Below are 12,213 nucleotides of genomic sequence, written 5' to 3'. Positions count from 1 at the left end.
AAAGGCCGGGAAAGATGGGTATCAGTTATCTGACACACCTTTCCCGCTCACCTCTTACGAGGTCATGCCCCAGCTTTTGACCGTATTCTTCCAATCGGTCGTCAGAGCAGAAAACAGGTAACCGATGTTGGACATGTATCGCGGCACCAATCGCTTTGGATCGCTGAGCATTCGGTAAGCCCATTCCATGCCAATGCTTTGGAAAATCTTTGGGGCTCGCTTTGCCGTTCCGGCCAAAAAGTCAAACGAAGCACCAAGTTGAATACTGACGGGGACACCGATCCGAGCGGCGTGTTCAGCGATCCATTGCTCGCCTTTGGGTTGCCCGAAAGCGACAAACAACAAATCCGTCCCAGCGTCGCGAATTCTCGCGTCTTGAGCGGCTTGCTCCTCCGCGGTGAGTTTGCGGAACGGAGGTGATTCACAGCCGGCGATCTGCAACCCTGGATACATCGCTTTCAAACGCTTGGAAGCTTTTTCTGCGACACCTGCTTCTCCGCCCAAGAAGTACACCCGGTGACCACGTTGGGCGGCTCGTCCACACAGATGCACAATCAGTTCGCTACCGGCGACTCGTTCAGGCAACGGTCGGTCGGTCAATTTGCTGCGAGCAACGATCGGCTGACCATCGGCCAACACCAATGCCGCTCGATGGGTGATTTGCTGAAGCTGCGGCGATCGATGATGCAGCATGCAGTAATTCAAATTGGCGGTGATGACGTACTGAGGCGTCCGAGCGGCGATCAACCGGTCGATTGCGTCGACCGATCCCCACATGTCCAAACGATCAAACGGCACGTCCCAAACGCTCACGGTGTCACGCACGCATGGTGGTGCGGTGACAACCGATTGCTCGTGTTTTGTGACAACGGTCGTCTCGAACCTTGGTCCCGATTGGAATTTCTCGGTCGCCGTTCGCGAAGCCGGAGGCACAACGACCGAAGACGCCGAAGTCGAGGAAGCGGGATAAGAACTGACGGGGGAAGCCGAATTCATTGTGGGACGTATTCGATGAGTGGTTGAAAAATCGATCCAACCGCGACAATCGGAACACCCGTCATTCAGAGAGGGCCCATGCCGCGATAGACTGCACGTTCAACCCTACGTCACGTTTTTTGACTCAACGCAAATTTGGCCCAAAGCAACGCATGCTGATCTTCACGCTGGAAGGATTCACTCCTGCTGCAATCTCCGCCTATGGGTCCTCATGGAATCGAACACCGGCCATCGATCGAATGGCGGCAGAAGGAGTTACATGGAACCGTGCCATCACTCCGGTCACGGATCCTCTCGAACAATGGGACCGATGGGCCAATGCACTGGCGGACACGCCGCGGGCAAAGGAGATCGTCGTGATCACCGATGACCCTCGTTTGCTGGAACGCGAATCGGCCGCCGCGTTTGAAGAAATCGTGTTGCTGGAGAGCGACAACGAGGAGGACTCCAATCACGAAGTCGAAACCTTTGAAATTGAAGACACCTCAATCGGTCGGCTGACCGCGGTCGCGGCTGACCGACTGGCACAAGGCGACTCGGTTTGGTTGCACTCGAGATTCTTGACGCATTGCTGGGACGCGCCGCGAGAACTCAGCGATGATTCCGTCGCCGAAGAACCGGCCTACTACGCCGATGAATACGAAGACGACCTGCCGATCGAAACCGATACTGCTGATGATGAGGACGACGCCCCGGAGGAAGTGCCGTTCATGGTCCATGAAACCACGCCGCCGGATCATCGCATCACCGCCGAAGACGATCCGGATTGGATCACAACGTGGATGCGAACTTACGGTTGCCAAATCAAATTGGTCGACGCGATGCTCGATGTTTTGGACTCGGTGCTCGAGCCCGACGCGACGGTGGTGCTGGGTGGAACCAGCGGATTTGCACTTGGGCAAAATGGTGGCATCGGACATCGAACCGGTCCGTGGCGTTCGTGCCATCTGCACGTGCCGATCGTCTGCTCGGGTGGATCTGGCCTGCGATCTCGCATGGTCGCATCCGCCGATGAGGTCGCCGTTGTGATTAGCACTCGTTTATCCGACCCGAGTGGGGACCTCATGCCAACCGAACGATTCGTTCTTGAAAACGTTGAGAACGCCACAACGGAAGAATCGGAGCCCGACGAATCTTTGCGGTCGGATGCCACGTCGCCATCGCACGAAGCCCGTGTTATCACCCAACATCGCAATGTCCCGATCGCGATCACGACCAACGATTGGTTCTACGTCCTCTCCGAAGAAGCCGGAACCGACGTCCCATCGTTACCGAGTGATTCCGATGATCGATGCCATCTGTATTTGAAACCCGACGATTTCGACGATTTCAACAACGTGGTGCGTTTGCGACTCGAAGAGGCGGACCGACTTCACCAAACCCTTTTGAACGAATTCCATCGAGCAGAGTGACTCATGATTGTTGGCGTGCCCTCGGAAATTAAGACCGATGAATACCGCGTGGGAATGCTCCCCGTCGGCGTCGCTGAACTGACTCAAGCGGGGCACACCGTTTTGGTGCAAGCCGGAGCGGGTCTCGGATCGGGATTGCCCGACCACGACTACCTTCGAGCGGGTGCCGAGTTGGTCGCCTCGGCCGATGACATTTTCGCGAAAGCCGATTTGGTGGTGAAAGTGAAAGAACCACAGCGGTCGGAATACGATTTGATCCGGCCCGGTCAGTTGGTATTCACCTATTTCCACTTCGCCGCGGACGACACGCTGACCAAAGCGATGCTGGATAGCGGTGCGACCTGCCTGGCCTACGAAACGCTTCGCGATGCATCAGGGCAACTCCCGTTGTTGACACCGATGAGTGAAGTCGCTGGTCGGATGAGCATTCAAGAAGGCGCGAAGTATCTGGAACGGCCTCAGATGGGACGCGGCATTTTGCTGGGCGGTGTCCCTGGCGTTGCCCCCGCGCACATCACGATCCTGGGTGGCGGTGTGGTGGGTGCCAATGCAGCCAAAATCGCCGCGGGATTCCAAGCCGACGTGGCGATCCTGGACGTCAATCTTGATCGCTTGCGATACCTTGACGATGTGATGCCAGCCAACGTGAACACGCTTTACAGCGATCGCCACAACATCGTCGAACAACTCGAACGAGCCGACCTGGTAATCGGTTCCGTCTTGATTCCGGGTGCTCGAGCACCCAACTTGGTTCGGGCCGAAGACCTTCGCATCATGAAATCGGGTGCGGTCGTCATCGACGTCGCCGTGGATCAAGGCGGATGCATCGAAACCAGCCGCCCTACCACGCACAGTGAGCCGACTTATATCATCGATGAGGTCGTTCACTACTGCGTCGCCAACATGCCCGGTGCTGTCGGCCGGACGAGCACCTTTGCATTGTGCAACGCAACAATGCGATGGATTTCGAAAATCGCGGCGGCGGGAATGTCCGGCGTCCTACAAGACACCGGTCCTCTTCAATCCGCGATCAACATTCACGAAGGCAAAATCGTCCACGAAGCCGTCTCCTCCGCCTACCAAGGCTGAGCCTTGAAGCGTTGCCTGATGAGCTGAGCGATCACCCGAGGCGGTTGGTCGCCAAAGATACAACAGTGCACACGGAGCGGATTCGCGGTTGCAGACAATGCCTCAGCCCGATCACCCGCCTCTGTGATCCCTGTGTTCTCGGTGGCTAAAAAACAGCACGCTGCCCAGCCCGTATCACTCGCTGATTTCAGCGTCGTCCGAGTTGTCCGTTTCAGGATCAACTGTTTCAGGATCAACCGTTTCCGACTCGGCTGAATCCTGATTGCTCGGCGATGGATTTTCTTTCTCCATCTTCGAGTCCTCAGCTGGCTCCCCATAGATGAGCACCGGGTTCTCCGGATCTTTCATCCATTCAATTCGCTCTGGTGTCTCGTAGTCGTAATCATCAAACGCGACGCGGACATGTGTCTTACCCGTATCGCCTCGAACCGAAAGGACGTAACTGGTGTCCTCGATCTCGGTGTATTCGTCGGTGAGTTCCCAGTCATACGCAACATAGCTGACGTTGCCCACTTCGTTTTTGATCACTTCGTTGTCTTTGATCAACTCGTAAGTCTCGTGTGACGAAATCAGATCAAACGGCACTGGGAGTGTCTCCAGTTCGACGCGAGTGTCCAAATCGGTTTCGTCGGGAACCCAATCCACGCGGTCAAACCAAACATCTTCTTTGTCGCTGAGTTCGGCTCGAACAATTGCGTCGCCATCCGTCCCAATGACTCGGTAATAGTAGTTTTCGGTGTAGATCGCATTGTCAAGATTGTGTTCCGCCGCGAATTCGACCGATTCCATCTCACCCACCTGCTCTCGGATGGTTTCATTCTCTTTCAATGCATACATCAATGCATGAGGAGTTTCTTCGTCGTCGATCATGTAGTCGTAATTGACCGCATTGATTTCCTTCGCGAGTCGTTCGACGGCGTAGTACCCCAACCCCAACACACCGCCGCACATCAACAACATCGTTACGGAAACGATGGCGACAATGATAACGGTGTTCTTTGACGAACCACCGCCACCGGAAGGTGAATTGGGAACCGGTTGCGTGTAGGGTGAATGGGGCGCGTGAGACATGAGCGAAGCTGCTGATGGAACGAGAGCCGAGAGAAAACGAGATGGCTCGGAGTATAAACAAAAACGGACCGATGATTTCCACCGGTCCGTTTGCATTCGTTTCAATTCAGCGTTGATCGATCAATTCAGCGTCGATCGATCACTGCAGCGGCACAATCATGCGTGTGTTCCCACGGCGAATGATCAATCGCAAAGGAATGCCCTGCCGTTTCGCTTCTGTGATGATCGCTTGCAAAGCCGTGACGGAGCTGACCGCGTTGCCACCGGCACTCTCGATCACATCGCCCGCCATCAATCCCGACTCATCCGCAATGCCTCCGTCCTCCACACTGAGAACGATCAGGCCCGAATCCATCCCTGAGTATCCGTAGCGTTGTGCGGACTCGGGCGTGATGGGTTCAAGCTTTGCGCCCAAGACGCTACCACCGTTGAACATCGCCATCGCTTCGCTGGTTCGTTCCTGCAAGTTGACGGTCTTGGTCAACGTTTCGCCATCGCGGTTGATCACCATCGCAACGCTCGCCCCAGGCGGACGACTGGCGATGTAGTTGACCAATTGCGAACTGCTGCGGACTTTCTTTCCATCAACACTGACAACGACGTCACCTGGTTGCAGATTGGCGTTGGCAGCGGGCTGCTTGTCCAACACACCTTGAATCAAAGCACCGTCGTCAACCTTCAAACCCATCTCGGCGACCAACTCAGGTGTCACGTCACGAACTTGGGCACCCAAGAAACCACGACGCACTTGGCCATACTCGATGATCGATGTCAGAACGGGACGAGCCAACGAGACCGGAATCGCGAATCCAATCCCGGCACTCGCACCACTTCGTGACAGAATCGCGGTGTTGATCCCGACCAATTCACCTCGCAAATTGACCAACGGGCCGCCGGAGTTGCCCGGATTGATCGCCGCATCAGTCTGCAAGAAGTCTTCGAACCCGTTGCCGTTGTTAACAATGCGGCGGTTCCGATTCTTTCCACTGATGATGCCCGCGGTGACGGTTTGATCCAAACCGAAGGGACTGCCAATCGCCAGCACCCAATCGCCGACCTGAATGGCATCGGAATCGCCAAACGCGATCGCTCGCAGGTTGTCAGCTTCGATCTTCAAAACGGCCAAATCGGTTTCAGGATCGGTTCCAACCACTTCCGCTTCCAACCGCCGATCATCGCTCAGTTCGACGTAAACTTCGTCAGCGTCTTCGACCACATGGTTGTTGGTCAGAATGTAACCGTCTTCTCGTACGATCACGCCGCTGCCTTGGCCTTCTCGTTCAGGCATTTGACGGCCACCCTGAGACGGATCCTCAAAGTACTTCTCAAATCCTGGCGGCAACTGGCTTCGCAGTCCTGGCGGCAACCGACTTGCAACGGCCTTCGCGCTGGTCTTTGAACTGACGCTGACAACGCTGGGTCGCATCGCTTCGGCGACCGTTCGAAACGACGCAGACAAGTCTTGAGCCGTGTTCAATCCTTGGCCCGGATCGATCGCACCGGCTCGCTGGGTCGTTTGATCTGCCATCGCGTCTGATCGCAACCCATCCGGCAGGCTAACCACCACGGCGGCGGTCAGCGTGGCGACCCACAAACTTCCCAAAGCAAAACTGATTGGTTTCCATTGATTACGCATCGTGAGAGTGTTCTCCAAAGGGGGATGGGCGGGTGAGTGATATTTCGCTCGTACCGTGGCGAAGTCAACGCAATGTTTCGCGACCTCGTCCAAACAATTGCCATGAGTTGCACGCCTCCGAATCGCGGACGCACCCATGAGTTTTCGAGAAGCAGTACTACTGCGACCGGTGCCCATTTGGTTCACTTTGAACCGGAGACAAGTTGTCGAAAACGTTTCCCACGCCAGCAATCCAGCTTCCGCACGCCGCCAGTCCAGTGATCTGATCTGGTCCGAGATGTGCTGGGACTGGATCACTGATGAAACGAGTCGTCCACGTACCAGTCGTCCACGCGGAGCGCTCGGCGGCGGACCAGTTAGCTGCTGTGCAGACAACGAGAGCACCAATGTCATGATGGCCGCGGCTTTCTGTTCGCGAACCGATGATGTTGGCGAAGACGGTCGTTATGCCGGATGTCAAAATAGGGAAATTGATCCACATCGACGCATGAAACTCCCTTTCAAGCCGATGAGGGAAAACTAAATTCCGCTCGACAGTCCTCACGGGACTTTGCTAGCATGCAGCCTGAACATGTTGCGGGTGCCAACATGCCCAACGCGGTAGGAAACCACGATCCAATGATGCGACAAACAGTAACGGTGATTCTGGCCGGAGGTCGTGGTTCACGACTCGAACCACTCACACGGGATCGCGCGAAGCCAGCGGTCCCCATTGGTGGTGCCTACCGCATCATCGACTTCGTGCTGAGTAATTGCTTGAACAGCGATATGCGGCGATTGTTGCTGCTGACGCAGTACAAAGCTCAATCGCTGGACCGGCACATCAATGTGGCGTGGCGGAACTACTTCTGCCGCGAATTGGGCGAATTCATCGACGTTGTGCCGCCGCAACAACGCATCGATGACAATTGGTACCAAGGCACCGCCGACGCGGTTTACCAAAACATTTACGCAATCGAACGTGAAGCTCCCGAGTACGTGGTGATTTTGGCAGGTGACCACCTGTACAAGATGAACTACGAATCGATGGTCAATTTCCATCATCGCAAAGGTGCTGATGTCACAGTGGGCGCTTTGCGTGTCAGCCGTGAAGAAGCGAGACAGTTCGGCGTGATGCAGGTCGACACCGACAATCGGTTGGTGGAATTCCAGGAAAAACCAGAAAACCCGCGTCCAACGCTCGACGATCCCGACGTCTGTTTGGCATCGATGGGCATCTACGTCTTCAACACCCGATTCTTGTTCGAGCGTTTGTGTGACGACGCGACTCAACCGGACAGCGATCACGACTTTGGGAAAAACATCATCCCCGGTGCGATCGAAGACAGCCAAGTTTTCGCGTTCCCCTTCACCGATGAAAATCGCAAACGAGATGCGTATTGGCGTGACGTCGGTACGCTGGAAGCCTACTACGAAGCCAACATGGACTTGGTCGGCGTTGATCCACAGTTGAACCTTTACGACCGACAGTGGCCGATTCGCTCCTTCCAACCACAACTGCCACCGCCAAAGTTTGTCTTTGGAAGCGAAGGTCGATCGTCACGCCGAGGCGAAGCACTCGATTCGATCGTCTGCCAAGGTGCAATCATCAGCGGCGGCTGCGTCCGACGAAGCGTCATCGGCACCGGCTGCCGCATCAACAGCTACGCTCAAGTTGAAGACAGCATTCTTTTTGATGATGTCAACGTTGGACGACACAGTCGCATTCGACGTGCAATCATTGACAAAGGAGTTCAAATCCCACCAGAAACGGAAATTGGATATGATCTGGCACTGGATCGTGCTCGTGGGCTAACAGTGACCGATAGTGGACTCGTTGTGATTGCGCGCGGCGAGATGATCGCTTCGCCGGTGTCCACCAATGGATCGCACGATCCAACATCTAGCCTGACTTCCTAACCGTCGCTTTCGGCAAATGCCGAGGGCTTCCTCGAAACCCTCCGCTGTGCCGTGAACCCGTCATTGATCGCCGCCGGTTTCTTTTTCGCCGCGGTCTTGATTGCAATCGGTTACATCCTCGGACGTCGACGCGGCAAAGTCGCGAAGGCGATCCCACTAGGACCGATCATTCAAGAGGACGAGCGTCAACGCATGTTGGGCTTGCTCGAAGGTCTGTCACGTTGGACCAACGAGTACTCCGGCAACGTTTCGAACTATCAAAGCGAACTGGGCGAACTCAGCGACGCGATGAGGATCAGTTTGCAACAATCGCGTTCCGGCGCCACCCGCAACGGCAGGGCCAACGACAACCAACAAGCCAGCGACGCAAGGATGGTGACGTTGATCAATCAGATCATGTCAACGAACACCGAGTTGCAAACACGTTTGGAAGCCGCTGAGCAGCAACTCGAAGAACAAACCGAACAAATCCAGTCCTACCTCACGGAAGCTCGCACGGACGGTCTGACGGGTCTCTTCAATCGACGAGCCTTCGACAAAAAACTCGACGAGTTGTTTTCCGCCTACCGCGCCGGTGGCAAGTCGTTCACGCTCATCTTGATGGACATCGATCACTTCAAGATGATCAACGATACACATGGTCACCCGATCGGCGACATCGTTCTGCAACAGATTTCGCAACGACTCGGTCATGGGATGCAAGACGCCGAGATCGTTTCGCGATTCGGCGGCGAAGAATTCGCGATCTTGACGCATCTTCCAATTCGCGCCGCGGCCGACAAAATCAACAAACTGCGAGACCGCATTGCGAACGATCCGGTCGATGCGGGTTCCGCCGAATTGCAAGTCACACTGAGCGTTGGACTGAGCACGCCCCACGAAGATTTGGTCATCGGTCCGATCGTGCGTCGTGCCGACGAGGCCCTTTACTCGGCCAAGAACATGGGACGAAACCGGGTCTATTTCAACGACGGCAACGGTGCCCAATTGATCAACGCTCCCGAAGTCATTCGCTCATAAAATCGCTCGGCGAACCAAATCCCAAACCGCGATTGACAACTACTTGCCTTCCAGCAATCTCGCTGGGTTGGTTTGCGTCCATGCTCGGATGCGAGCTTCGTCAATTTTCAATTCTTGACGCAGTTTTTCAGCCATCGTTTGAACGGAAGTTGCACACCCGGCAAAGTGCGTTCGACACTCCGCCCACGCCGCACCGTCGTCATCAACATGAACGTTCTGGCCCGCCAACGCATACGTGCCCGGTCCTAAACCGGCCGCACTGATCGCGTCGCTGACAATGACGATGTTCTTGTCAGGCACACACTGCAAATAATTGCCCAGGGCCATCATCGGAATGTGAAAACCATCGGCGATAAAACTAATCGACAATCGCGACGCACGAGACAGCACTCGCTGCACTATGTTGTCGTGACGAGGAATCGATGATGGACACGCGTTGCCCAAATGTGTGAACATCGACAGCCCCGAATCAATCGCGACGTCCAGTTCATCCAAACTCGCATTGGTATGCCCCGCCGCGACGATGATTTCGCGGTCGTGCAACCAACGCGTCGTGATACCGTTGGGGTCTTGCTCCGGTGCAAGCGTGACCAAACGAACGTGACCACGTCCAGCGTCCAGCAAACGTTCCGCGTCGTCGATCGTCGCCGCACGAATCTCTGACTTTGGATGAGCCCCCGCGTAACCATCCAACGGCGACAAAAACGGTCCTTCGACATGAATTCCCGCGATAGTCGTCGCGACTTCATCGTCCGCTTCGATGGCATCAACAATTCGGCTGATGCGAGCGCACATGGCATTCATCGAATCCGTGATCACCGTCGCCAAACACCGGTCGACCTCGTGTGAACGCATCACGTCACAGGCGTGCTTGGCTTGCTCAGTCGAAAGTTCGTTCCCGTTGAAGTCCACGCCGGCATAGCCGTTGACTTGCAGATCGACGTGGTTCAACTGCCAGGCTCCATTGAATTCCGAACGTCGCGATCCAATTCGGCCGACGACGCGATATCGATGATCAGCGTCGCGTTGGGATGCAGATGAAGAGCCGATGCTGGCACCATCGGATCGTTAACGACGGCCAAGGTTTTCGCGACCGCTTCCGCTTTCTGAGCATCCGGGACCGAACAAAAGATCTGACGCGATTTCAGGATTTGCTGAACCGACATGCTGATCGCTTGCGTCGGCACTTCCTCGAGCGATGAGAACCATCCTTCGCCAACTTGTTGCTCTCGACAACGTTGATCCAAATCCACCAACAGATACGGTTCGGTCGTGGTCAAGTCGGCCGGTGGGTCGTTGAACGCGAGGTGTGCGTTCTCACCGATTCCCACCAAGGACACGTCGATCCGAGTTTGCCGCAACAAGTCGCCGACTCGTTTCATCGTTTCCACAGGATCTTCATCGCCGCGAAGGTAGTGAAACGCTCCGGGCGAAACTTTTTCGACAAAGCGTTCGCGGAGGTATTTGCAAAACGATGCGGGATGATCCGGCGATACACCAACGTATTCATCCAGATGAAAACCGGTCACCTTCGACCAATCGATGCCAGGTTGCTCGGCCAAAGAGGCTAAAACTTCGAACTGGGAAGCACCCGTTGCGACGACGATATTGGCATGACCGAACTCACTCAGAGCCATTCGGATCGAGTCGGCAGCATTTCGGCCCACCCAGAGCCCCATTTCGAAGCGGTCAGCGGCTAGGATCTTGTTCAACATTGGCGGTCGCATGTGGCGGCTAACAAATCATTCGTTCATCGACAAGGCTTCATTGTGACACAGCCGGTAGCAGTAAACGAGAGTGGTTGGAAACGATACCGTCGAATTGGCCCCGCCATCGTCGTCGCGGCCGTCGTTCTTGGGCCCGGCAGCATCGTCAGCGCCAGCCGCGTTGCCTGCGGAGAAGGCTTTGATTTGCTTTGGATTGTGCCGCTCGCGGGAATCCTGATGATCGGAATGACCGCCGCTGCGATGACAATTGGCGTCTGCAAAGAAAATACTTTGTGCGGTCTGGTTGCCGATCGTTTTGGACGCTGGGCCGCCTGGGTCGTCGGATTGTCGCTCTTGATCGCGATCACGTTGTTCCAAGCATCCAACAACAACGCGATGTGGATGGCAGTCAGCGGATTCATTGGCCACGAAACCGTGAACAAATGGTCAACGCTTGGACGTGCATCGGGATTGTTGCTTTTCAATGGAGCCATCATCGCACTCGTGTGGCTCGGCCGGCGTGATCTTTATCGCTGGATCGAACGTGCGATGGCGTTCCTCGTCGGTGCCATGGTTTTGTCGTTTGGTGCCAGTATGTTTGCGTCGTCGCCTGATTGGGTCGATGTGATCGGCGGCTTGATCCCCAGCCTTCCGGCACCGGAAGTGGACGCAACACTGGCCAGCGAATCGGAAACCATCGCGAGTTCCGACAATGCATCAATCGCGTGGCTGAGCATGGCGGCATTGGTCGCGACAACGTTCTCGGTCGCGGGAGCGTTCTACCAGTCTTATCAAGTCAAAGAGAAAGGCTGGAAACGCGAAAATCTGTCGACCGGGCTGGTGGATGTTTTTGTCGGAATCTCATCGCTGGCGCTGATCACCGGAATGATTTATGTCACCGCGGCAACCGCATTGCACGGCAACATCGCTCCTGAAGATTTAACCGATGCATCAGTCGTTGCCCTTTCGCTCGAACCTTTGTTTGGATCATGGGCTCGAATCGTTTTTTCAATCGGTATTTTTGCCGGAGCGGCCAGCTCATTTCTGGTCAACGCATTGATTGGCGGCGTCGTTTTCTGCGACGCGATTGGAACGGACTGTCGTGTCTCCTCTCGCCCGGTTCAACGAGCCACCATTGCCGCATTGCTCGCCGGATGGGCGGTCGCCAGCCTCGCCGCATTGACCGAAGTTGATTTGGTCAGCTTCATCGTCATCGCACAATCGTTGACTGTGCTTTGCTTTCCACTGCTCGCCGCCGTGATCGTTTGGCAGTTGCACACGTTGGAACGTAAAGACGTCGCTTGGCCAATTCGAGTGCTGGCATGGATCGGATTGGCGGTGGTAATCGCGCTTTCACTGAAAACACTCAGCGGGTTGATCTGAG

General features: G+C 55.5%; 10 protein-coding genes. 5 read left to right on the top strand and 5 right to left on the bottom strand.

Annotated elements, in window-relative coordinates; genetic code table 11:
* Positions 1-54: 54 nt before the first annotated feature.
* Positions 55-996, bottom strand: coding sequence for a WecB/TagA/CpsF family glycosyltransferase (locus RB_RS02730; protein WP_007335847.1), 942 nt, complete (start codon positions 994-996; stop codon positions 55-57).
* Positions 997-1,148: 152 nt separating this feature from the next.
* Here RB_RS02730 and RB_RS02725 point away from each other — a divergent pair, with 152 nt between their 5' ends.
* Entirely contained in the window at positions 1,149-2,408 is a 1,260-nt protein-coding gene (locus RB_RS02725; RefSeq protein ID WP_231846148.1) for a sulfatase, read from the top strand.
* Between the two features lie 3 nt (positions 2,409-2,411).
* Positions 2,412-3,497 (top strand): alanine dehydrogenase, encoded by a 1,086-nt coding sequence (gene ald, locus RB_RS02720; protein ID WP_011118338.1) that lies wholly within the window; start codon positions 2,412-2,414, stop codon positions 3,495-3,497.
* 174 nt (positions 3,498-3,671) lie between these two features.
* Here the strand turns inward: ald and RB_RS02715 are convergent, their stop codons facing one another.
* Both RB_RS02715 and RB_RS02710 read right to left on the bottom strand, forming a co-directional pair.
* Positions 3,672-4,568 (bottom strand): hypothetical protein, encoded by an 897-nt coding sequence (locus RB_RS02715; RefSeq protein ID WP_164921405.1) that lies wholly within the window; start codon positions 4,566-4,568, stop codon positions 3,672-3,674.
* A gap of 139 nt (positions 4,569-4,707) precedes the next feature.
* Positions 4,708-6,342: a Do family serine endopeptidase gene (locus RB_RS02710; RefSeq protein ID WP_164921404.1), complete on the bottom strand. Its 1,635-nt coding sequence runs from the start codon at positions 6,340-6,342 to the stop codon at positions 4,708-4,710.
* A gap of 420 nt (positions 6,343-6,762) precedes the next feature.
* On the opposite strand from RB_RS02710, the gene glgC reads away from it, so the two are divergent.
* Positions 6,763-8,103, top strand: a complete 1,341-nt coding sequence (gene glgC / locus RB_RS02705; protein WP_007329623.1) for a glucose-1-phosphate adenylyltransferase — start codon at positions 6,763-6,765, stop codon at positions 8,101-8,103.
* Positions 8,104-8,154: 51 nt separating this feature from the next.
* Entirely contained in the window at positions 8,155-9,123 is a 969-nt protein-coding gene (locus tag RB_RS02700) for a GGDEF domain-containing protein (RefSeq protein WP_011118334.1), read from the top strand.
* Positions 9,124-9,162: 39 nt separating this feature from the next.
* Here the strand turns inward: RB_RS02700 and RB_RS02695 are convergent, their stop codons facing one another.
* Together RB_RS02695 and RB_RS02690 are read right to left on the bottom strand one after the other, a co-directional pair.
* Positions 9,163-10,074, bottom strand: a complete 912-nt coding sequence (locus tag RB_RS02695) for an N-acetylglucosamine-6-phosphate deacetylase (RefSeq protein ID WP_011118333.1) — start codon at positions 10,072-10,074, stop codon at positions 9,163-9,165.
* Complete coding sequence (locus RB_RS02690; RefSeq protein WP_007335855.1) at positions 10,071-10,838, bottom strand: glucosamine-6-phosphate deaminase; 768 nt, start codon at positions 10,836-10,838, stop codon at positions 10,071-10,073. The genes RB_RS02695 and RB_RS02690 overlap by 4 nt, the downstream gene beginning before the upstream one ends.
* Before the next feature lie 54 nt (positions 10,839-10,892).
* On the opposite strand from RB_RS02690, the gene RB_RS02685 reads away from it, so the two are divergent.
* Positions 10,893-12,212 (top strand): NRAMP family divalent metal transporter, encoded by a 1,320-nt coding sequence (locus RB_RS02685; RefSeq protein ID WP_231846146.1) that lies wholly within the window; start codon positions 10,893-10,895, stop codon positions 12,210-12,212.
* The last annotated feature ends 1 nt before the right edge of the window (position 12,213 follow it).

The sequence above is a fragment of the Rhodopirellula baltica SH 1 genome (genome assembly GCF_000196115.1).
Classification (GTDB): domain Bacteria; phylum Planctomycetota; class Planctomycetia; order Pirellulales; family Pirellulaceae; genus Rhodopirellula; species Rhodopirellula baltica.
This window is presented reverse-complemented; position numbering and strand designations above follow the sequence as displayed.

What these genes read in the sequence shown, in the direction of transcription:
- RB_RS02730 (WP_007335847.1), bottom strand. Translation starts at nt 996, where the DNA reads ATGAATTCGGCTTCCCCCGTCAGTTCTTATCCCGCTTCCTCGACTTCG.
- RB_RS02725 (WP_231846148.1), top strand. Translation starts at nt 1,149, where the DNA reads ATGCTGATCTTCACGCTGGAAGGATTCACTCCTGCTGCAATCTCCGCC.
- ald (WP_011118338.1), top strand. Translation starts at nt 2,412, where the DNA reads ATGATTGTTGGCGTGCCCTCGGAAATTAAGACCGATGAATACCGCGTG.
- RB_RS02715 (WP_164921405.1), bottom strand. Translation starts at nt 4,568, where the DNA reads ATGTCTCACGCGCCCCATTCACCCTACACGCAACCGGTTCCCAATTCA.
- RB_RS02710 (WP_164921404.1), bottom strand. Translation starts at nt 6,342, where the DNA reads ATGGGTGCGTCCGCGATTCGGAGGCGTGCAACTCATGGCAATTGTTTG.
- glgC (WP_007329623.1), top strand. Translation starts at nt 6,763, where the DNA reads ATGCAGCCTGAACATGTTGCGGGTGCCAACATGCCCAACGCGGTAGGA.
- RB_RS02690 (WP_007335855.1), bottom strand. Translation starts at nt 10,838, where the DNA reads ATGTTGAACAAGATCCTAGCCGCTGACCGCTTCGAAATGGGGCTCTGG.